18 protein-coding genes and 2 tRNA genes are annotated in these 23,116 nt (G+C 34.6%); 2 read left to right on the top strand and 18 right to left on the bottom strand.

Annotated elements, in window-relative coordinates; genetic code table 11:
• Positions 1-1,258: 1,258 nt before the first annotated feature.
• From BM327_RS03910 to BM327_RS03855, 10 genes are all read right to left on the bottom strand, one after another.
• Positions 1,259-2,143: a hypothetical protein gene (locus BM327_RS03910; RefSeq protein ID WP_139230237.1), complete on the bottom strand. Its 885-nt coding sequence runs from the start codon at positions 2,141-2,143 to the stop codon at positions 1,259-1,261.
• Positions 2,144-2,153: 10 nt separating this feature from the next.
• Entirely contained in the window at positions 2,154-3,806 is a 1,653-nt protein-coding gene (locus tag BM327_RS03905) for a tetratricopeptide repeat protein (RefSeq protein ID WP_090246548.1), read from the bottom strand.
• Positions 3,807-3,825: 19 nt separating this feature from the next.
• A complete protein-coding gene (locus BM327_RS03900; RefSeq protein WP_090246546.1) occupies positions 3,826-4,437 on the bottom strand; it encodes a hypothetical protein in 612 nt (203 codons plus the stop codon).
• 543 nt (positions 4,438-4,980) lie between these two features.
• Entirely contained in the window at positions 4,981-5,625 is a 645-nt protein-coding gene (locus BM327_RS03895; protein WP_090246543.1) for a peptidoglycan recognition protein family protein, read from the bottom strand.
• An 851-nt stretch (positions 5,626-6,476) separates the two neighbouring features.
• Positions 6,477-6,851 carry a hypothetical protein gene (locus tag BM327_RS03890; protein WP_170853664.1) on the bottom strand — a complete coding sequence of 125 codons (375 nt, stop codon included), beginning with the start codon at positions 6,849-6,851 and terminating at the stop codon, positions 6,477-6,479.
• Between the two features lie 259 nt (positions 6,852-7,110).
• On the bottom strand, positions 7,111-7,830 hold the full coding sequence (locus tag BM327_RS03885; protein ID WP_090246541.1) for a hypothetical protein: 720 nt from the start codon (positions 7,828-7,830) through the stop codon (positions 7,111-7,113).
• 19 nt (positions 7,831-7,849) lie between these two features.
• Entirely contained in the window at positions 7,850-8,149 is a 300-nt protein-coding gene (locus BM327_RS03880; RefSeq protein ID WP_090246539.1) for a helix-turn-helix domain-containing protein, read from the bottom strand.
• A 1,756-nt stretch (positions 8,150-9,905) separates the two neighbouring features.
• On the bottom strand, positions 9,906-10,301 hold the full coding sequence (locus BM327_RS03870) for a hypothetical protein (protein WP_090246534.1): 396 nt from the start codon (positions 10,299-10,301) through the stop codon (positions 9,906-9,908).
• Positions 10,302-10,963: 662 nt separating this feature from the next.
• Complete coding sequence (locus BM327_RS03860; RefSeq protein WP_090246531.1) at positions 10,964-11,845, bottom strand: TraB/GumN family protein; 882 nt, start codon at positions 11,843-11,845, stop codon at positions 10,964-10,966.
• 11 nt (positions 11,846-11,856) lie between these two features.
• Positions 11,857-12,285: a hypothetical protein gene (locus BM327_RS03855; RefSeq protein WP_139230236.1), complete on the bottom strand. Its 429-nt coding sequence runs from the start codon at positions 12,283-12,285 to the stop codon at positions 11,857-11,859.
• A gap of 201 nt (positions 12,286-12,486) precedes the next feature.
• Here BM327_RS03855 and BM327_RS03850 point away from each other — a divergent pair, with 201 nt between their 5' ends.
• The gene (locus BM327_RS03850) at positions 12,487-12,810 is read left to right on the top strand and encodes a YegP family protein (protein ID WP_090247605.1); all 324 of its coding nucleotides are present in this window, start codon (positions 12,487-12,489) and stop codon (positions 12,808-12,810) included.
• 52 nt (positions 12,811-12,862) lie between these two features.
• Here the strand turns inward: BM327_RS03850 and BM327_RS03845 are convergent, their stop codons facing one another.
• The 7 genes from BM327_RS03845 to BM327_RS03815 form a co-directional block, all read right to left on the bottom strand.
• Entirely contained in the window at positions 12,863-13,942 is a 1,080-nt protein-coding gene (locus BM327_RS03845) for a hypothetical protein (protein ID WP_090246527.1), read from the bottom strand.
• Between the two features lie 102 nt (positions 13,943-14,044).
• On the bottom strand, positions 14,045-15,724 hold the full coding sequence (locus tag BM327_RS03840) for a P-loop ATPase, Sll1717 family (RefSeq protein WP_090246525.1): 1,680 nt from the start codon (positions 15,722-15,724) through the stop codon (positions 14,045-14,047).
• A gap of 113 nt (positions 15,725-15,837) precedes the next feature.
• Positions 15,838-17,328, bottom strand: a complete 1,491-nt coding sequence (locus BM327_RS03835) for a hypothetical protein (RefSeq protein WP_090246522.1) — start codon at positions 17,326-17,328, stop codon at positions 15,838-15,840.
• Positions 17,329-17,472: 144 nt separating this feature from the next.
• Positions 17,473-18,252, bottom strand: a complete 780-nt coding sequence (locus tag BM327_RS03830; protein WP_090246519.1) for a hypothetical protein — start codon at positions 18,250-18,252, stop codon at positions 17,473-17,475.
• Positions 18,253-18,337: 85 nt separating this feature from the next.
• Complete coding sequence (locus tag BM327_RS03825) at positions 18,338-19,564, bottom strand: site-specific integrase (protein ID WP_090246517.1); 1,227 nt, start codon at positions 19,562-19,564, stop codon at positions 18,338-18,340.
• 289 nt (positions 19,565-19,853) lie between these two features.
• Positions 19,854-19,926 (bottom strand) — tRNA-Lys (locus tag BM327_RS03820).
• A 94-nt stretch (positions 19,927-20,020) separates the two neighbouring features.
• A tRNA-Leu gene (locus BM327_RS03815) sits at positions 20,021-20,103 on the bottom strand.
• Positions 20,104-20,271: 168 nt separating this feature from the next.
• Here BM327_RS03815 and BM327_RS03810 point away from each other — a divergent pair.
• Positions 20,272-20,730: a hypothetical protein gene (locus tag BM327_RS03810; protein ID WP_139230235.1), complete on the top strand. Its 459-nt coding sequence runs from the start codon at positions 20,272-20,274 to the stop codon at positions 20,728-20,730.
• Between the two features lie 65 nt (positions 20,731-20,795).
• Here BM327_RS03810 and BM327_RS03805 read toward each other — a convergent pair whose 3' ends face one another.
• The gene (locus BM327_RS03805) at positions 20,796-22,931 is read right to left on the bottom strand and encodes a T9SS type A sorting domain-containing protein (protein WP_090246511.1); all 2,136 of its coding nucleotides are present in this window, start codon (positions 22,929-22,931) and stop codon (positions 20,796-20,798) included.
• Between the last annotated feature and the right edge of the window lie 185 nt (positions 22,932-23,116).

Below are 23,116 nucleotides of genomic sequence, written 5' to 3'. Positions count from 1 at the left end.
ATGTGAACTAGTAAATAAATTACTCAGATTTCTTATTATTACTAGTTTTAGTTTAAATTATTTTAATCTATTTGGAATCCGTTCTGTTGTTATACTTTAATTAAAAAGGTAGATAAGGTTTGAAGTGTATTGCAACAAGAGCAAATACTATCACACTAATTGAATTTCATTGTTTTAGTTTGTCGTTAATTGGATGTGTAGAGTTAGGATGGAAATTGATTTATAATAATTTATATGTTATATAAAGAATAACTGTCCAACATTTAATACTTAAAAAGTATTTAGTTATTCCTACAAATTCTCCCTTAGAAATTGGATTTCAGCAGGAGTAAACATGAATGATTTTTCTTTTTTAGAACCGTATTCTGTTTCGCGGTATATTAATTCAACGTGATATTTACCTTTGAGAGCATTAATAAAATACACAGGACTCAACGTAAAAAAGCGTGTTACTTTCCAGAATAAATTAGTTCTGTATCTTATTTCAAAAATTCTTTCTCTGTTTATAACATCTGTACCAAACGTGTTCTTTATTGATAGTGATTTGTCACTGATAGATATTCTACCTTTTGTTGAATTCATAATTTAAGCAGTTAATGTGTTAATTTTTCAACTCAAATATAAAAAAAAAGTAACTGACTTGGTTTGTATAGTGAATTAATTCCATTGATCGCTTTTAGAGTTTTTAAGACATAGCTCTAAAACGGGTAATTGTTAAAACAGCTTATTTATGGAAGGCATTATTCTGAATTTTTTGTTACGAACGAACCTTTATTGGTAAATTAAGTTCACTAAAGTACCTCAAACAACTGTAATTTTATTTTGAGGACTTCCCGTACTGTTTTGTTGCAAGTTTTTGAATGAGATTCTTTCAAAAACCATAATTAATTAAGGTTAACAAAGACGAGGAAGTGTTATAAGTGTTGCGTTTCGGAAACTTAAGTTTAGGAAGTATTAAATATTATCTGATTTTAAAATTTTTAAAACACCAACCAACTCCTCTTGCGGATGACAAACCGCTTTATCCTCCCTGTATCTCAAATGAGGATATATGCCTGGCTTAGAATTCAAAGCTCCTTGGTGGACTTTTCAGATTTGGGGATTTTAGTAACTTATAGGTTCTGGTTAAAAAAGGAGTCCCTAATTTTTGTAATATTAGTATTTACACGGAGGGTATCAAGGTTATTACCTAGCTTCTGTAAATCTGGTTGAGGAAAAAGCTTTAACTTAAAGTTGTGATATTCTGGTTGAAATAATTTCAAATTGCTAGCCAACTAACCATTTTATTCTTTTTAATGGGGGAAACTACGCTAAAAATCCTATCTGGCAAACTCCAAGTTCCATTACCATTGTCGTTTAAAAAATGGATTTTTTTTAAATTATACCAAAACCTAGTGTATTCAAAATCATCCTTCAATTGAACTATTACTTGTATGTTATCTTTTGTTTCACTATTTGTTATTAGATATATGTTGCTTCCATTATAACTGAATTTATAAATATCCTTTTTAATTTTTGATCCATCGTCTTGCTCGGTTATTTTAACAAAATTAGAAAAGTTTGAAGGGTCATGTTCAGCGGATGTTTTGTAATATTCATAGAGTTCGGCGAACTTAAATATTCGGCCATTTCTAAGGGTTAAAAGCAGCCCAATAGGAATGTGTTTTTGTATTTCATCAATATTCCTTTGGTATTCTAATTGATTACCATCCAAACGAATATTTTCCAAGGTAAAACCGTCTCCTATATTATCTCCTTCAATAAAATCAAAAGTTTTGCAATCCTTGTTTAATATTTCAAAATAGAGTGTGAATTCGCAGTTTTCATTAAAGGCAATACTTTTTCTTTCTGGTGAGTATGGGATGTTTTTAACTTTTTTAAGTTTATACTTCTTTCCTTTTTGAGAATCTCTCAAGCAAGTATTTTTGTTGATGTTAAACCATCCATCTTTAATATGTTCCGTATTGGTGTAAGAAAATACTAATTCGGAATACTCTGAGGTTGTTTTTACTGATTTAATTCGGAGGTTCGCATATTCAATATTATTGTAATATGTGAATGGGTGTAATGGATTTTCCTTGTTTTGAGAAAAACAATTTAATGCAGTGCATAAAGAAAATGTGACAAGAAGTAGATTCTTCATTAGAAAAGTTTTAATTAAGTTCTTTACAGGCAAAAGGTAGGTTGTTATCACAAGCAACGGTAAAATCGATTTTTGATTTATCAATATTTCCTAATTCTTTATTTGTTAACCCCCTATAATAATATTTCATGTAATATGTGTCAGTCTTTATTTTAGATGTTTTTATTGACTGATTAAAATAGACAACAGCCATTTCATAATCCCCTAAACCATAATAACTTCTTCCTAATAAATAATAAACATCACTATGATTTGAGTCTGTTAAATACGTTATTATTTTATCACAGGTAGTAATACAATCATTATACTTTTCTAGGAACATTTCTATAAGGGCTCTATTACTCATTATTACAGAAAAGTCATTCTTGTCGAACTCTGTAAGGTTAGAATTAAGTCTATTCTCTATATCAAATAATTTTCCTGCTTTTAAATTGTATTGATATGCCAACTCTAATTGATTGTTTTTCAAATAAAGTAGTGATAAATCACTTGTAAGATTTGGTAATAAAAAAAACTCATGATCTAATAAATTAAATTTTGACCAATTTTCTATTGCATATTTTAGTACCGTTATAGCTCTTTCAATCTTTTTGTCAGCTAAATAAATTGCAAGGTATTTATAAAGATTGGGGTGATTCAAGGCCGTAAAATCACAATACTGCAAAGGTTGAAAGATCTTTTCATCTATTGTTAAACCACCTTCATAACTTACCCCAAAGGCTGAAATGAGAAAATTAATATCATTTTTCAGATTGTAGGCGCTAATAAAATAATTGTAGGCTTCGTTAAACTCTCTCTTTCTGTAATATAGGCTTCCTAACTGGTACTTTATTGTTGCCATTTCTTTAGTGATAATATCTATCTTTTGATATTTGCTTATGATTTCATCAATTTTTTCAAATTTGTTATTGATAATTATATCACGGTAGCCACGTTCAGCGTCATCAATTAAAAATGCTAAACGTTTATCTTGGGTATTGCTTAATTTATTTTGATAGTTGGTAATAGCTTCGTTGAATGCCTTTTGATACTCATTTTCGATAATATTACTGATTTTATGCGCGAGTTTTTGTTTTTGTGAAAAATCAGCCAGATAACCTTTCTTTATAGCAGTAATTCTGCTTTCTAAATTAGGATGGGTTGAGTTTGGTGTCCAATTATCATCTTTTAATATGTTTTTTGCCTCTTTGATACAATCTTCAATGTTATAACCGAACTTACTTAGAACAAAACCTGCAAAATAGTCACATTCGAGCTCCATTCTTTGACTTTCTAGTCTTGATGTAGAACTTTTTAAAGTGTGTCCGTTTAAATGATGAGCAATTTCATGGGATAATATTAAATGGTAACCAATGCTATTGTTTGAAATGGACTGATAGAAGAAAGTTTCATCCATTAATATGTAGCGGTTATTATTGTAATTAGTTGCGAGAGCATTAAAAATTCCATTGCAATTTTTAACAATAAAATTTTTATTAAAAACCCCAATTTTTTCTAATATTTCATCAACAGCTCGATTCATTGATACCGAAACATGAGATGTGTTATGGTAATTAAGACAAATGTTCAGGTTGTAATCTACACTGGAATACGCACAGGTTTGTTGACTTAATAAAGGTGCATAAGAACACAAAGTGATTATAATAGGGATTATCTTTTTCATAGGTATGTTTTTGATTAATTTAAAGTTTCATCTCATTTACAAAAACATTTTTGCTTTTTTCTGATGGTATCGGTCCTTTTTTAAGGCCGTCCACAATATTTCTATATCGTATATATGGCCATTTTTTTATGTGTTTTTTATTCTCAGCATCCCTCCATTCTAAAATTATCTCATCACCATTAAATGCTTCCAAATTAATTTTTGTTGTATCTAAACCATTTGGACCGGTATTTGACCATTTCTGATAATTGATAATTTGGTGGTCAATAAAGTCAGTTGTTGAATAGGGAGTGGACAATAAGTCGCTAAAGTATTTAAAGTCTCTAATAGTTTTAAGTAAACCAACAGTACCTTTAGAACCTTGATCATTAGTTGTTATTGTTAGTGAAATGTCTTGAATTTTGTCTACCGATTCGTCTATATGTATGTACAAGGCTAATTGTTTATTTTGATTTGGACTAATCAAAACATTTACAAGTTCCAGTTGTTTATCTAGTGAATTATCAATTGGAAGTACCTTGATAGCTTTTTCATTAAACCAACGAAGAATATTAACATCTTTGGTCCAAATTAAATAAATAAAAAACACCATTATTGCGGTTAATATTATTCTAGTAATTAGTACTACCATTTTTTTTAGCTTTTCAATATTCTTTTACAAAATGTACATATAATATGTAATTGTTTACTGATGTATCTGTATATAATTAGACAATAGGCGAAGCTTGTCCTTTTAAATATTGGCTTTCGATACGGCACATTTGCTTACGGTTATTAAAATGATTAAACCCTGGGATGTTTTTGAATTTGAGGTGTTTTACTCCTTGGTGTTTTAAGGTTGCTTTTATTCTGTTTTTCAAAATGACGTGGCATTGTTTGGTTTTATTTAACTGACTCAAGAGAATTTAAGAAATTGGTCATTCTTACCAAAATCATTAAAATATGCTAAAATTTCTCAAACTTAAAATTTAGTAATTAGTTAGAGGTTTATCGAAGATAGAAATATTTGTCTGAACAAAGTTTGTTGAACTGCAAAAAGGGGATTTTTCCTAACTATCCTAAGCCGAAATAAGCCGAAATATTTCATCTAAATTCCTCATTCGGATTGATGTCATAAGTGTTGGAAAAGTTTGATAAATGTTGCGTTTCGGGTACGTAGAGAGTGTAGGGAGTTTTAAATTTTAATTGATTTTAAGTTTTTTATAAACTCAATCAACTCCCTCTGCGGATGACAATCCGCCTTATCCTTCCTGTAACTCACATGTGAATAAATCCCTGGCTTTGAATTCAAAGCTCCTTGGTGGACTTCCCAGATTAGGGGATCATAGTCCATAGGGATTTTGTATTTGAGGCAGAGGTAGAAGAGGAGGGCTTGGAGGGATGCTAATTGTTTTTGTTTGTAGCGCTGGTAGTAATGGTGTCCGCGATAGGTGTTTTTGTAGTGTTGGATTTCGGTGTCGGTTACTTCTTGGTTGTAGGTGTTGTAGAATTTGTTGTTGCGGAATTCTAATGGTCCCCAGGAACAGAGTTCTATGCCAATGGATTGTTGGTTGAGGACAGTGTTGTTTTGGGCTTTTACGCCCAAGTGATGTGCCCAGTACTCTGAGTAAAAGCATTGGTGGATGGTGCCGTCTCCGGCGATGACGAATGCGGTGGCGATATGGGGGGCGTTTTTGTTCCAACCTGCAATTACGTTTTCGGCGATTCCGTTGCTTACGGTGTGGTGGAGGACGATTTGTTTTTTGTCGCAACGCTTGCGGTAGTATTGAGAATTGTCCAAAGGGGTTTGGATTAGGGGGAGAGTGTTGAGGATGTTCATGGTGGTTGTTTTTGTTGATTTGTTGAGACTGGAGATCTTGCTCCGAAACTTGAGTATTGTTCATTTCTTTTGCATTGCCAAAAAGAAACGAACCAAAGAAAACGCTAGGCTGTGTAACTAAAACTTCCTTTTACTTCATGAAAACTAAGTTCGTTCGTTGGATCTCTATCGAGCTAAACGAACTCCCTAAGCTTTCATTTTGAAAAATAAAGTTTCATTTACAAGGCCAATCTTCATGGTGGTTTTAGATCTGACTTCGTACTAGCGTTTTGTTCATTTCTTTTCCATCGATGAAAAGAAACGAACCAAAGAAAAATCTAGGCTTGGACGATTCAAAGATTCAACAATTCAAAGATTCAAATTTGCTTTGAGGGATTTGATGATTAATTTTTGCTTGTTTTTTTACAGTACTATCTCATTACTCTCTACTCAAACTCTATGCTGATTTTGCTGGGTTCACTTCCCGTCGCTTATTCTTGTTTTAATAAGAAATGTTTTCAAGGCCGCGGTTAATTCAAAAATTATAGTTCAAAATTCAAAAAATGTATTCTTGTTTGAAGTTTGAGATCTTGCTCCGAAACTTGGGTTTTGTTCATTTCTTTTGCATTGCCAAAAAGAAACGAACCAAAGAAAACGCTAGTCGATTCTTAGGAGATTTCGCAACTTTTACCAAAGTTGCAAACCGTGGTTCAGACTACGCTGCGTGCTCTTTTCCGATTAGCATCGGAACGCATCTCCGCAAGTCTGACCACTATCTCTGAAGAATCGACGGTTCTCGTTTTATGGGAAGCCATAAATCCTGAGTTTTATTTTTGAGTTCATCTTGTTTGAGTGGTTTTGTGGTGTGTGTTTCATGATCGTTTGTCTTTGGTGCCAGTGGGGAAGGTGATGAGGTTGAACATGCTGCGGAGGCGGGAGCGGACTCGGTTGCCGTAGATTTTTTCGAGCTCATCGGCGTTGAGGTTGGTGGTGGCGTGGGTTTTGATGTTTTGGTGGATTTGTAGTTCGTAGCGGCCCAGGAGGATTTCAGCCATGGTGTGACAGTCGTTGCCATAGTACTTGGTGGTTGCTTCTACGCCCAAGTCATCGAAGCAAATGGTTTTGTGCTTTTTGGCGTATTTCTGAATGACATCCATGCCTTCCTTGTGGATTTCAGCATTGATTTCTCGGGTGGATTTGATGAGGTGTTTTTGCTTGTGTTCGATGAAATAATTCAAAAGAACCATAAGTGACGTTTTACCGCATCCAATTGGTCCCGACAGCAAAATACCTTTCGAAAGGTCTAAACCTCGTTTATTGCAGTTCTCTGTGTCTCCTATGGCGTAAATGAGAAGCTTGTAGAGGATGGCTTTGTCTTCTCTTCGTTAAAAGAAGCTGGAACCGTAGGTGAGTTTTCCGAGTTTTTGGAGTATTCGAAGCGTATTGCCGTAATGGTAAACCTTGGTATCACCTTCAATTATGAAGGGCTTTTGATCTTCTGGAATGTTAGAGAGGGATATCATAGTTCTTTTCGTTTTCGGTTTGTAGGTGATTTGCTTTTTCAGTTTTGTTGAAACGTTGGCCATTGAGCATCCAATTGCGAGCAGCGGCTTTCCAATCCTTCATGGGGGACTTTCCAGACACTAACCAACCGTTGGATTCAAAGTGGTTGAAAAAGCGTTCTGCATTGGTGGATTCTGAACCCTTCTCGAGGAAGTAATTTTTGACCTCATCGAGAGAAGGTTTTATAAACTTTTTGGACCTCTTTTTTTTATCATCCTCCCTATATAAATGTTTTATATGTTTATTATGTTTTATATTGTTTAAGTATGGTCTCACCACTTTTTCACCAGTACTATCGGCAGTAGTATCGCCAGTACTATCACTTTCGATACAAGAGGTGATACCGAGATTTTCACCCTTTTCATCGTAGTGAAAAACGCTGATTTTACTCCCCACATATTTGCTTTTTGAAGGGGTGTATTTTAGGTAGCCCAAAGCATGTAAATCTTTGATGCATTTGTAGTAGGTATTTACCGATCCCGTTTTGGACATTTTCATTAGTTCCGAACGCGAAACTGAAATTGGATTTTTGAATTTTGCATTGTTCCAAAGACGGAATATGGCCAAATAAAGACTGATGTGCCAAGGGGACATATTTTCGTCCTCGTCGAACTTTTTAAATACGCCTTCTAGGTGAAAGATATAATTGACTTGATGTTGCATGTTGATTGATTTTTAGGGGTTAGACATTTCTTTTGTTGGATTCGATAAGATTCATAATCTCGGCCTTGTCGTAGAAGAGGATGCCACCAATTTTGGAATAGGGGATGGTCCCGTTGTTACGAAGCGTTTGTAAAGTACCTGGACTAATACCCAACAATCGTTGCACCTGGTGCGACTTGATGAGTTTCTTTTCCTCTTTCTTAGGTTCCGGTTCTTCAACAGGTAGAAAACTTTGATGCGCGACCAAAGCACGCATCTCTTCGATAATTTCTTGTTTAAACTGTGTTAAATCTTCTAGTGTAATAATTGTAGCTGCCATGCTGTAAATTTTTAAATGATTTACTAGCAAATAGATGAAATTAATTTCGATTAATGGGGTTGCGCAAGGGTTGCGCAATTGGGTGTTTTTAGGGGTTGCACTTTAAAACGCAACCCCAGTGCAACCCTCAGTGTTTACTGGTGGTTTGGGCGCAACCCCTGAGGGCGTTTTTTAAGGATGAAAATTTTTTATTTTTTTTGAGGGAGCATATAATTTGAGGTTGGATTGTTGAGGACTTGAGTTCTTTCTCCGAAGCTTGGGTTCTGTTCATTTCTTTTGCATTGCCAAAAAGAAACGAACCAAAGAAAACGCTAGGCATCAGTTTGAACCCTTGTGTTTTAGATCAATCTTCGAAAACTTAGTTCATGCTCCGGTACTTGGGTTGTCACTTTTTTCCTGCAGCTGAAAAAAGTAACCAAAAAAAGCCGTCGCTGAATAACGAAAACTTCCCTTTACTTCATGTAGACTAACCTCCTTCGTTGGATCTCTAACGAGCTAAACGAAGTCGCTAAGTCGACATTTTGAAAATGAAACTTTCCGTTATTAGGCGAAATTCATTTCTAGTTTGAGCTTACAGGTAATAATGTTGTTTTAGCGTGACTTTTAAATTTTTCATTAAGTAGTAGTTTGAAGGATGAGTAGGATAATTGTACGTAGATGATTTTATTGGGTGATTTGAAAAGCACTTTTACGGGTAGCATTTAAGTGCAAATGTTTTCTGAATTTACGAGTGGTTGCGCAAGGTTGCGGATGAGATGTTTTTAGGGGTTGCACTTTGAAACGCAACCCCGTGCAACCCTTAGTGTTTATTGAGGGTTTGGAAGCAACCCCTGAGGTTAAATTATTGAGGACTAGAGATAATTCTCCGAATCATGGGTTCTGTTCATTTCTTTTGCATTGCCAAAAAGAAACGAACCAAAGAAAACTCTAGGCTGTGTAACTAAAACTTCCTTTTACTACATGAAAACTAAGTTTGTTCGTTGGATCTCTATCGAGCTAAACGAACTCCCTAAGCTTCCATTTTGAAAAATAAAGTTTCATTTACAAGGCCGGACTAAGATAAGCTTCGTATGCTTGAGGTTTGTCAGAAAAAGCACTTTTAAAGGAGTGTTTTTAGGTGTAAATGAAGTCTCATTTACGAGGGGTTGGGTTGGGGTTGCGCAAGGTTGCGGATGGGGTGATTTTAGGGGTTGCACTTTGAAACGCAACCCCAGTGCAACCCTCAGTAATTACTGGTGGTTTGGGCGCAACCCCTTGGGGTGTTTTTAAGGTGAAATCTTTTTATTTTTTTTGAGGAAGCTTATAATTTGAGGTTGGATTGTTGAGGACTTGAGATCTTTCTCCGAGACTTGGGTTCTGTTCATTTTTTTTGCATCGCCCAAAAGAAACGAACCAAAGAAAACGCTAGGCTTAGATGATTCAAAGATTCGACAATTCAAAGATTCAAATTTGATTTATTTGAGGGATTTGATGATTAATTTTAGCGTGTTTTTTCATACAACTTCTTCAATACTCTCTTCTCAAAACTCTATGCTGATTTTGCTGGGTTCACTTCCCGGCACTTATTCTTGTTTTAATAAGAATTGTTTTCAAGGTCGACTATTATTCAAGAATTAAGGTTCAAATTTAGAAAAGGGAAATTTCATTTTAGGACAACAGCAGGTGTGTTTGATTTATATCTCAAACCCGAAGTTAAATTTTAGTGAAGTTGATTTTTTTATAGAAAAATGAGTAGATGTTATTAAATACTTAATTTTTAAGTATTTTGATGAGTATATATTATTCGGCCAATTTCTTCTTGTGTTTCTGGGTCAAAAAAAACTTGAATAGCTATATTTCCAAGGCTGTTTCCTTGCTCATCTACACTTGGTCCATATATAATAACGGACCTTGAACCATCAAAACCTTTCAACTGGTATTCTTTGGATTCACCTCTGTCTATTGTCTCGATAATTCTATAATGGTGGGTGTTGTCCAAACTACCGGAAATGGAGATTAAACCGTCATTTATTGTCATGATAATATCTTTTTTTACGATTTTTTCTTCACCGTTAATGATGATTTTTACATGGTTAAATAATTGTACATTTTTTTGAGCTTGCACCCCAAAGGTACAAGTAAATAGCGCTAATGCTAAAATTAGAATTTTCATATTTTTAAGTTTTTACTTCTGTTTCACACAGTTTACAGTTAGTTATTCTGAAAGAAGAATTAAAACCAGATTCCCATACAATTTATTGAAAGGTAAATTTCTTGTCCAATACTTCTTATGGTTTTATGGGACTCATTAATTAACAATCAGATTATTTTCTTTATTAAATTCTCTGGGATTTATTTTATTCAAAACTTGGTGAGCATTCCAATACATCCGCATAGGGCTGTATGTAGTCCCAAAATGCCTCACCGGCACTTTCCATATAGTTCATAGCGTAATTTGTCTGAGTATTGGAAGCTACTTGGTATATATATTCTGAACAATCATATGAATATTCATTTGGTTTGAAGCATACAATGGCAAAGTAATATAGAGAATAATCTAAGTAGACAGTATAAAAGGTAACTTTAGATATTGCAGTACTGGTATAGCTAGTATATGTCGTTCCAAAGCTTTTAGATTTAACGGTTTCCATTAATTCATCACAGGTTTGTGATAGACTATTCAATGAAAGACATAGGAGTGTAAATACTGTTAAAATTAGTTTCATAGGTGAACTTATTACAGATTGATTATTTAAATTTTTCGTTGCTAAATTAACCATTGAAGAAAAGAATTCGAGATTTTGTAGTACAAAAGGGGGAAATTCCCCTAAGTTTTTATTCTTTATTTAGTTCTACGGGTACTATTTCGTATCCCAACACCTCCAATTGATTCAGTAACCCACATTCATACATGAGGTGGCTTAAACCTACGGCAATGAAACAATTTTGGGTTTGTAGGTTTTGGTCTAGGATAGTGATCCATTTATTGTTTCTATTGGTTAACATTAGGGTGTTATGACAGGGGTGTTTGCGTTTGTAGTTGATTTGCATATTGGCGTACCAATCTGTTTCTTCACAGTAGTTTGGATTTTCAGATTGTAGCAATTCAATGATATTTGAAAGTCTTCTTTTATGCACTTTTCGCGGCATACCTTCTACATCCTTATTAATGAGTGCTATTTGTTCTTTTGTGGTTTCGAGTCCTAATGTTTTGATTTCATTTGCTTTGGCCAGTGAAGCAATGTAATTGTCTAAGGATAAGGTGGTGTCTGCAGCTTGTTTTTGTAAGCAAAATGTTTGTTTAAAATGTCGCGTTAGAAAAACGTGCATTTCTGTCGGTGTCATTTTATGGTAATCGGTCGGACTTTGTGCAAACAATGAATCAACAAAGTATAAGTCAGTTTTATTCAAATACTTTTTCCAAGTTGTGGTTTCTTTTCTCGCATTGATAATATCTTGTGCCATTTCCCCTGGAACATTTAAATTCTCCGTAATAAGAAGATTTGAATGGATTAAAGCTTGATTTGCATTGATGAGTGTATCGAAAAATGCTTTACCAAAGGCATGGTGTGTTCCGAAAAGGTATGAAGTTGTGTTTGTCTTTGGGTGCGTTAATTTGAAAAGTACTGTATTTAAGGTGTCCTTATTTTGAAAACTAGATGCAATAAGACAAAGGAGCAACAATGGAATTAAAAGAAAAATAGATCTCAAATTCATGGTGAATGGCGTTAAGCTATAAATGTGTTAAATATCTTATTGAAAAACTTGTTTGATTTCGGTTTTAGGTCTTCTTTTTCGTCGATTTTCATTGTTTTGATATTTGAAATTAAATCTTCTAAACCCTGTTGGAAATTTTCGTTTGTATAATTGACTAAAATGTTTTTGAACTTATTAGGTACCCATCGGTCTTGTTCTACAAATAGGAGAGAAGCAATGCCTTTTTTCTGACAATAAAGCCAGTCATCTACGAAGCTCTGATTGGCATCATTGTGATTGCAAAGTATTGTTATTTGCAAATCTGGTTTTTGAAAAATCTGAGGTAGCGGTTCATTTTTGATCAGTTTTAGGTGTTCAAAATGAGACTTTAACGCTTGCTCGACTTTATGCGTAAGTTCAAGATTGCCGGTCTTGGTGTATTGTGATATTAGGATAGTCATTCTAATTTGGGGTTTTTGGTATTGCGAATTTAAGTTAAATTTTAGAGAGAGGTGTATTCTTTTCTTTACGATTCTAACAAACTGGAACAAGTTGTGATTAACGCAAGAGAACAAATGATGAGCGGTTCAATTTATACATTTACTATGTTGAAAGCTATGTAAGTATAGTAAATGTTACTATCTTACTGTAAAAACAAAACTATGGGATATTACGAGATCTTTCAATCGGATAAAAACGGACAATGGTATTTTCATTTAAAGGCAGGGAATCATGAGATTATTTTGGCGAGTCAGGGTTATGTGAGCAAAGCTGGAGCTGAAAATGGAGTGAATTCTGTGAATGAGAATTGTGTTGATGATGATAACTATGAACGATTGGTGGCCAAGGATGGTTCGTTTTATTTTAATCTGAAGGCGGGTAATGGTCAAGTTATTGGGACTAGTGAGATGTATACGACCAAGCAGATGAGAGATAAGGGTATAGAGAGTGTGAAGAGGAATGGGGGGAGTGACGCACCAAAATAGGTGAAGTAGCTCAAATCTCGAGCCTTATCTGCTCTATTTTGCTAAATTGTTGTTATATGGATGCTATTCTAGCGAGTTCAGCTCTCACACTGGTCTTCTCATTTGCCCTTCTTTTAAGTATGTTCTCAATTTGTAGCCAACAATTGTCTATATCCATAAGAGATTCATCAGTGAATGTAATAATGGTTATTCCGAAATCCTTAAAATAGTCGTTTCGTTTGTCCATTTCCTTTCCCCATTTAATACTCAACTCTTCATTTACCGCTTTTTGTTTTTCCTTTAATTTTAAGACACTCATATGTGAAGAAGCTGGGCTGATTTCAAATCCAACATAATCCATGGTGTGTGCATTTAGTACCGTGAAATCGACGCGATACTTATGTTTTTTATCTAGTCCATTATATCGTAACTCAGGAATTAACAAAGGTTCTTCCAAATAATTAGTAGAATCCTTTAGATACTGGATGTATCGATCATAAATTTCCTTTTCATATTGCGAGTTTGATAGTTGTTTAAGGATTGAGATGTAGACCGCTTCGAACTCTCTAAGGTTCCTTATTTTGAATGTTGAATCTGTATTGTTATCAACGAACCCTTCGGAGATTACATGACCCAGTGTCCAGTATTTGTAGTTAACACGACGTATTTCGCTTTTGTCATTATTCCACACTCCTTGAATGTACCTTGGAGCAATTAGTAGTCCAAAAACTAAGTTGTAACCAAACCAAATGGTCCAAAGTCGTTCATCTGGCTTACTCCTAGTGCGCTCCTTCAGGTTTCTGTAAAAGTTTCTTTCAAGAAATATTCTAACGTACTTTTCTATTTCCGCGTCTTTTAATAGTACAGCATTATGGTTGTTAACTGCTTTACCATTGTAGTAGCGCTCCTCATAATGATCAGTCACCCCCTTTAACCATTGAGAGTAGAAATCATTGAAGTCTGTGAATTGAGTTCTAACACTATCTACATATGTGTTGTTCTTGCCTCCAAAAAGACCATTGAATCTTTGAAAAGAATACCGGTCTTGATTTAAACGAACCCTTAGCTTTTCCATTATATAATCCTGTCTAGCCCTGAGTTCAGTAGTTAGATCTTTGTCGATTTCTTTAAGTAATTTCTGATCAAGTGTCATTTTTGAGTGTTGGTTAGTTCTATTTAACGATTTGTAAATAGGCAAATGCGACTTTTTAAATATAATCGTTTTGGCGCTTTTGTTTATTTGTTGTTAGCCGAACTATTTAATATTTCTAAACATATGTGGAAGTTCAAATTTCATATTCTCTATTGTGGTAGTACTATTAGTTCTTTGTAAATAACCAATGTGCAGGAGGTAATTACAAAAGTGGTATAAATCTTCATCTTCAGTAATACCTAAAAGTCCTTTTAGTTCTTTAGCTCTAAATGTATATCTATATCCAATCCTTTCTTTGAAAAGCTTAATCTGAGACTCGAACTCTGGATTTAGCTTGGCAAAATTCAAGTGTATTTCATTTTTAAATTCTTCAAAGGCTCTTTCAAAAAATCCACTTCGTACTAATTCAAAACAGCCCTGTTCATTTCTTTTTACAGGCATTTGATCAGGGTTTTCCATGTAATAATTGGTTGTTATAGCTAACCATTTTTTTAGAAAGATTAGGATTAACCTTGGTATTGTATTACCAGTACCTAAATTGAAGTTATTTGCGAAGTAATCGAAAATGTCTACCTCTATCAATTTACCCTCTTCGTTTTTGAACTCTACATATCGTGGAAATATTGAAAGAATAATCTGACGATTTAGCTTATCATTTAGATTTACTTTTCTTGGAAATTTTTGGGCGTAGTGTTGTGGATTTATTTTTTTTATTAATGCACGATACCATCTAACACAAAATATTGGGCGAACGTAACTATCAGAATCAATTGATGTGTCAATCTCTAATGTTTCTTGATCAACATGTAGTGTGAGATGGTCTAAATTAAATATCTGTTTGTAGTTGAGATATATCCTTTTGGCAATAAATTCACGAATTTTATCTGGAGTCCAGGCTAAATCAACTTTTTTTGATATCACCTTATCATAACCAATACCTTCAAATGATAATTGTTTAAATAAGTCGTCTCGAAGAAATATTTTGAGTTCAATATTTGAATGACGATTGTACTCTCTTTCTACTGCAATCAATGCTTCAAGCATTTGCAATTGAATAGGAATTGAGGATTTACTAACAAATTCATCTAAACGATCAATTATAATTATTACGTTGAATTGATTTTTAATCAGATATTGGTTAATCGCAGTTTTATATTTATCAAGATCTAATTCAAGTCTTTCCATTGACTCTTCTCTAATCCTTTCCTCAGATACAACAGGTTCAGATGAGATGTAAAAATCAGGAAGAATACTTGTTGGTGTGTCATATAATTTAACCCCAAGAGTTTTTTTAGATCGTATTAAGTTTTCAAAACCTTGATCATTAAATACTTTTCCTGCTAATTCGATACCTTCCTTGATGTCTCTTGGAAGTACATGGTCCAGTTGATTCAGTTTGGTTGCAATCTTTCTAAATAAAAATATTTCCCAAACTACCTGAAACTTAAATATTTCATCTTCATCATCCGTTTGGATTAATTTGAGCAGTTTACTTTTTACATTTTTGTATTGGAAATTGTCTTCTACCGGTATGATAATATCCTTGTAGCCATTTTTCGGTTGAAATTTTAATTTGTTTTCTCGAATTAACCTGAATAATGCTGTTTTCCCCGTTCCTTTTTCTCCAAGGACAATGTTCTTTTTACCGGTAACAAATTCTAATATGGATGAAGTTTTACAAACGCTATCAAACAATAATTCATCATCATTTGCTTCAATATCGCCGAAATTAAACTTCGCAAGCTGTTTTATTTCAATTTGTTTGGGTAAATTTTCTATCATGATTTTTATTGCGGTTAACATAGGTAAAAACACAATTGCGTTTATTTCTTTTATACCGGCAATTGACTTAGGTACCTAAATTTTTAGTCCGCTAAAATAAAAATCTTTTTAAACTACAAATCCCTCTTCAATACATCTAACATATTAATCAACGCCTTTTTTACGGTTTCGAAAGAAGTATGCTCTGGAGAGTAATACTTGTTTTTAATATTTGCCTTTGAAAGGCTCTCTGAAGTTTCTGTTTTCAAATTGTCGGTTATAAAATCAAATATTTGAGTTCGTGTCGAAGTTTGAATTAAGTTGGTCTCAACCATGAGTCTAAAGAATAGGGCAATCTCTGGATTAGTAAGGTTGATGTTTAGTTTTTCTTTTGGGACTTCAAGGGGAGTGTTGGGTGCCGGTATTTGTAAGGTGACGCTTTGTTCTAGGACCTTATCTACAAAAGTGAGTTCTTCTTTGAGCCATTTTAGGATGTGTTTTTTGAGGCTTTTGTTTTCTGGGATGTAGGACTCCTTGTTTTGAATAGGGATTTGCTTTACGGTTTTGATGTAGCGGTGGAGTTCTAGTTTTTTCTCCTGGAAAGAGTCAATTCTACTTAAATGATCTTTGATAAATTCTCCTGAATAGGAAATGAGTTGATTGGCGTTAAGGTTAGCACGCATACAGATGTCGAGGGCATGCATATCTGTTAATGCTTGCTTAGCTGAGTAATAGTGCCATATTTCTATGTAATTGATTAGAAAATATGCCTTGGAAAAACAGAATTTAGGACATGCTTCAAGTTCTTTAATATGCTCAAAGGGTAGTTTTATTAAGGAAATTATTTCGGATGAAAGGGACAAAGTACGTTGCAAAATTTCATTTTGTTTTTCTAAAAGTTCGCACGTGTTTCGCAATTGAGAACGCATAGGAATGGGTACGGTATGATCAAGAACCGTTTGGTAGTTTAATTCTATGTGTTTGAGTAATTTTTGGATGTAGAACTGAATAAGAAACCTGAAATCATCAATTTCCATTTCTTGTAGTTTAGACTCTTCAATAGACTTTCCAAATTTGCTCTTGAAATTTTGTAGGGAACTGTTGATCTTTAAATACAATTGAGAAATCAGTTTTTTAGTCTGCTGATGGTCTAGATTGGTGTTCACCATGATTTGATCAACAATTCTTTTAATACTTAGGTAGCTATTTTTGATATGAACTTGGGCGTAATAAAAGTGTAGTTCATTTTCTGGGACATTTTGCCATTCCTCTAGGTAAGAAAGTTCACAGTTTAGTACTTGGTTATTTAACTCAAAGCCATGCAAGTCTATTTTTTTATTGATGAGCTTTACTTCATTGATCAATATGGAATAGTTCTTTCCTAGATTTTCTATTGGCAAGCGATTGTTGCATAGCGAATTTTTAAAGAAAGGATGTTTAACGTTGCATTTAGAAAGTTGTTTGATGAGTGCTGATTCTTGGTTTAATTCTATTTCCGCGTTTAAATAGTATTTGCATTTGAGCTTCTGCAGCTTTAAAAATTCAATAATGTCATGTTTAGTTGTAATGATGGCCAATGGCTCTTTTAGGCGGTCAAGCGTAGCGTCAATGAAATTTAATTTCATGAAAGTGATTTAATGGTTTTGATTTTGGTTTGAACGAACGTAGTTATAATAGAATTTAAATCAAAACGTAACACTTTGTTACTTTTTTAAGTGTCGTGTTCTTTTTTTGAACAGCATTAAAAGGTGGTATTTCCAAAGGATTGTTTATTTCAACATTTTGACTATTGCTTTTATCACGTCCTTATCTGCCCAATACCTAAGATGCGAACCTACGAAGATGCCGGTGTTGATTTGATAGTCGTTGACAAGCTTTGCATAGGCAGAGTTAATACTCGAAAGGGGCCACCCGAGGATGTCGTCTTTGTCGTAATAATTGGACCAGGTAAACTTAGGGTTTAATGGTTGAATTGGTTTGATGTCTTTTTCAGGAATACCTGAGATAAAGAGAGGTATGTTGCAGCCTAAGGAAAACATATGATTTACATTGAATAGTTTTTCTTTTTGAGTCGAAGGAGCATTACTAAAGATGCCTTTGTCGTTTTGTGCGTCCCACAGGTAGGTAGAAAAAATATGTACACCCAATGAAGCCGCTACAATAATAAGCTCTGTATTTGGTTTCTCATTGATTATGTTTTGAATTTCATTGATTCTTTTTCTGAGGTAATTGTGAACGCAATGATAGGTTGATTCTGATTTGTGTGAACCACTTTCGAAGGTTACTGCATCTCCGAAGGCACTTAAAACAAAAGTCCTAAGATTGAGTTTATTTGATATTCTGTGTGTTTCATCTGTTCTTTTGTATAGATCTTTTTGAAGTTTGTCAATTCCTGTTTCATGAAAAGGGAGTATTTCTTCAATTTGAAAGTTGAATTCTAATTCAGATTTGATTGCATGTTTTCTCAAAGCTTTTTCAAACCCTTTTGAAAAACCACTTTCATGTGATCCTATTCCCGGTATTGCAATGATGATGTATTCTTTCTTCATGGCGTCAAGTTTTGATTGAAGTTAATTGGAATTTTGAGAAAATAAAAAAGCTCATGGTTGTTTCATGAGCTTTGGAGTTAATTGCTTACCCAATTTTAAAATTCTCCTCATTCTGTTGTCCAGGATAAAGTTTTGCCTTCAACGCCTTCATATCTGCAGAAACTTTTGTCTCTATTACTTTTGCATAAATCTGTGTTGTTTTGATGGACTTGTGGCCAAGCATTTTGGATACGGTTTCTATAGGTACACCGTTCGTGAGGGTAATTGTTGTGGCGAAGGTATGTCGGGCAGTATGCGTTGTAAGTTTTTTGTTGATGTTGCAGAGCTCAGCAACCGTTTTCAAATAAATGTTGTATTTCTGATTACTGAATACGTTCAATAACTTTCCTTTTTCAATTCTACAAGCATGATCATTGTATTTTTCAATTAACGCCATAGCAGGAGGGAGGAGAGGAAGGTTTTCCTTGGTACCCGTTTTAGTTCTGTTGGTTGAAATCCATAAATCACCATCGAACCCTTTGGAGATATCATCTACTGTGAGGTTGGCTAAATCAGAATAAGCAAAACCGGTGTAACAACTAAAGAGAAATACATCCCTGACAGATTCCAGTTTTTCATTGGGTAGTTGCGTATTTGCAAGGGTGTTGATTTCGGCTTGCGTTAATATTTCTCGGTCCGGGTTAGAATAGGTGCATTTGAATTGTTTGAAAGGGTCTATTTCCAACCAATTCATAGCTATGGCGAAGTTTACAACCTTCTTAACGTTTTTAATGTACTTGTGGGCTGTGTTCATACTTATTTTGTCTGTAGTTAATAGAAAGTGCTCGAAGTCGACCAGAAAACGCACCTTAAGATGCTCTAAATAGAAATCTTCCTTTTTATAGGTTGAGGAAATGAATCGTTTCACTTTCTCGAGCGTGATTTCATAGCGTTTAATAGTATTGGGTGAGTATTTCCCAATTTTAGATTTTTCAACCATGCGAAGGTTGTGGTATTCGAAGACTTCAAGTATGGATTTTTTATTGGAGTAATCCTCTTTTCCTTGGTATTGATTGAAAAGGGTCGAAGGGGTAATATCGATATCCAAGCTTTGTTGGTCTCTATATACCTTTTCTAGTTCTTCTTTAATTTTTTGAAGTTGTTGATTGATTTGGAAGTAATTCTTTTCCTTATTACTTACACAGGTATTTCCCTTGTTCCAGTTTTTTGGATTGATTTTAATATTGGTGGACCAATCTTTACGTTTACCTGCATAGGTAATTCTTCCATAAATGGGTTTTGCTTGTTTAGCATCAAGATCTCTGGATTTCATCCAGAAATGAATAAATAGATTTTCGAAAGCCTTCTTTTCTTGTATTAGTTTGAAACATGGCGCTATCGTTTACGACTAAAAGAAGAGTTTAAACTTTCGAGTTGTTATTTCTTTTCAAGATAGAAAAAAATGAGTGGTCTATTTTTGGTCTATTACACCTTCTATTTCTTTGTTTTTGTTTGTATTTAATGAAACAGGGTGCAAAAGGTGTTTTTATTTGGATTGCCTTTGTTTACCGCGGTTTGACTTTAGGGCATAAAAAAAGGCTTCCAAATTGGAAGCCTTCTTGTGATCCCGCAGGGATTCGAACCCTGGACCCATACATTAAAAGTGTATTGCTCTACCAGCTGAGCTACGGAATCGTTTGCGTTTGCGGGTGCAAAACTACAACATTAATTCTAATTAGCAACCCTTTTTAAAGAAAAAATTAAAAAAAAGTTACTTTTTTGTTTTCAGTGCCCAGAACTGGATTCGAACCAGCACGCACGTAGTGCACAACCCCCTCAAGATTGCGTGTCTACCAATTTCACCACCTGGGCATTTTTTAAAAGAACAGGCTGCAAATATAAACCCTCAAGGCATTTTTTAAAAGAAATTGTCAATAGATTTTAAACTAAAAATTAATTACTATTTTTAACCCTTGATTTTTAAATAGTTAACAAACTAAACCTTTTGTTGAAATTTAGTATTAAAACCACTTCTTGTAAGTGAAATTTAGAAAACTCTTTGACTACATCAATATGATTGAAATCCTGAATCCTAACCCCGTACCATCCAAAATCCTTGGAACTATTGATTACTTCCGTTGGCGGCATGTCGACTTTATTACGCGAATGGAAAACGATAAAAGTAAAGTGCCCAGTTATTATCTAGAACTTGGCGAACGCTATCTATTTCTTTTTAAGCAGCGCATACTGTTGAAATTAACCACTGAAGGTCAACAATGGGTGCACAATACGGCCCTAGCTTTACAGGTGGAATTAGAAACGATTTTAAGCGTATTTCCGGATATAGAAAGAAATCCTAAAGAATTTAATAAAAGACTCTACATCGCGCATTTTAAAGTCTATTTCAAAACAGGTTTTCACCAATTGCCCTTGGCGGATAGACAAATCATTTTTCAGCATATCAAATACTCAGATTTAAAAAAGCTTTTAAATAGATAGTGAATGATTACAAAAAAAGGGAGGACCAATTTGATCCTCCCTTTTTATATGCTTAGCTATTTCAATTATTGAATAACCATACGCTCTACTGCAGTTCCTTTCTTACCATTTACAGTAACAAAGTAAACTCCTTTAGGAGCATTTGATAAGTCTAATACCAATGAAGTAGTTGCTTCAAAAGTAGTTGTAGAAACAACCTTACCTTGAAGATCTGTAATTACTACTGTTCCTTCATTTGCTTCGTTAAATGAAACGTTAAACGCTCCCGTTGTTGGATTAGGGTACACGTTGAATGCTGTTCCATTTTCTGTTTCAACACCTACGTTGTTTATAGAGAAACAAGCTGATGTGTCTACACAAACACCATTGGTAACCTGTAAAGCGTAGTCACCATTTCCTTGTGGAGTAAATGTGTTTGCTGTTTGGTTGGTTACAAACGACATGTTGATACAGTACAACCACTGGAATGTAGCGTTAGGATCTGTTTCATCAGCAACAAAAGTTCCATTCGGGTAATCAAAAGTTACTCCGTTATCTACGTTATCTATAGTAAGGTCTAAAGTAACCACTGAGTCACATCCTGCAACAGTTTGCAATGTGGCAGTGTACTGACCTGAAGTCGTGTACGTCATACCATCTGCTGGCCATGTGTAAGAAGCACAAGCAACTTCTGTTTGCGTAGAAGTAGTAGAACTGTTCATCGTTAAGTTTAATTTACGAATAGAGTCACATCCTCCTGCAGAAGTAAAAGATTCTGTGTGCGTTCCAGAGGTAGTGTAAGTCATACCGTTTACTGGCCAAGTGTAAGAATCACATGCACTAATGTTATCCGTAATTGTGTAATCTAAGTTGATGGTTAAATCCAAAGTAATTACTGAATCACATCCTAATACGTTAGTTAAAGTGTGCGTGTATTGACCAGACTGGAAGTAAGACTGTCCATTCTCAGGCCAAGTATAAATACCACAGTTAGCTACCGTTTGTGTAATCGCGTCAGAATTATTGATGGTTAAATCTAAAGTAACCACAGAGTCACATCCTAAATAATTAGGAAGCGTGTGAGTTGCTGTATTGTTAGACGCTGTGTATGTGTTTCCATCTATCCATGTGTAAGAATCACAAGCTGTAATTACATCTGTACCCGTTGTTGGTAAACCAATTGTTAGGTCTAAAGTTACTACTGAATCACATCCGAAAATGTTTGTTAAAGTCGCCACATGTTGTCCAGAAGTAGTATACGTTTGGTTGTTTGCAGCCCAAGTGTAGGTGTTACATGCAGTAACCGTTTCTGTAACAGCGTCTGGAGAAATGATTGTTAAATCTAAAACGATAATTGAGTCACACCCTGCAATGTTTGTAGAAGTTGCCGTGTAAACACCAGATGTTGTATAAGTTGTTGAGTTTTCTGACCATGTGTAATCTACACATGAAGTTGCAGAAGCAAATCCTGCATTAATTCCAGAAACAAGGGTAGGACCAGCAACGTAGTTAGAGGCAGCACCTGTCAAATCCATGTTCATTGCAGTACCATTTCCACCGTTGTTCGAGTAATCAAATACTGAACTAACACCTGTGTTATCATTTCCAGCAGTACCTTCGTTGAAGTTGAAATAAGCTTCTAAATCAGCAGTGATAAGACAAATTTCATTGTTCATAGCCCCAGCAATCTCAGCTTGTGTTTTAGCCACGTTCCAAATTCTTACTTCGTCTATATCTCCCATGAAGTAACTTGTGTTGTCTTGTCTTCTACCAATAGATACGTTGGCAGCGGTACCTGTATTTACAGTTGAGATGTATTTTTTTGCTTCTTGAACTCCGTCTATGTATAAACGCACCGTATCGTTATCTGCAGGGTCGTAAGTAACCGCAACGTGGTGCCAGTTTCCGTCATTTACTGCTGTAGAGCCAACAACTCCGTTACCTGCAACCTCTAAACGAATAGAGTTGTTTTGTAAAATGTTAAAGGTAAAACGTTCACCAGTACCTGTATTTCCATAATCTACAATTACTTGTTGACCACCGCTTTGGGTAGCATCATCAGTGGTATTAATCCACGCTTCAATTGTACGTGCCCCATCTCCTGAAATACCAGCGTAAGAGGTTTGTACATAATCGTCTACACCGTCAAAATTCATCGCGGTGTTTTGGGCAAAAGCTCCTAAACTAAAGGTAGCAAATGCAAGGGGTAATAGTCTTTTCATTCTGTTTGATTTATTTTCTGCGCTAAAATTAGTTCATCTTTTGTAGAAACGTAAACATAACGTTAACATTAATTGATGAATAGCTTAATATTTAACACGAACTAACTTTTTTTGGGGATGAACACTTGCACTTCACACAAATAGAGTGATAAGCAACTCAGGATCTGTACAAATTCAATCTAAAG

It is taken from the genome of Lishizhenia tianjinensis (genome assembly GCF_900116425.1).
Lineage (GTDB): Bacteria > Bacteroidota > Bacteroidia > Flavobacteriales_D > Crocinitomicaceae > Lishizhenia > Lishizhenia tianjinensis.
This window is presented reverse-complemented; position numbering and strand designations above follow the sequence as displayed.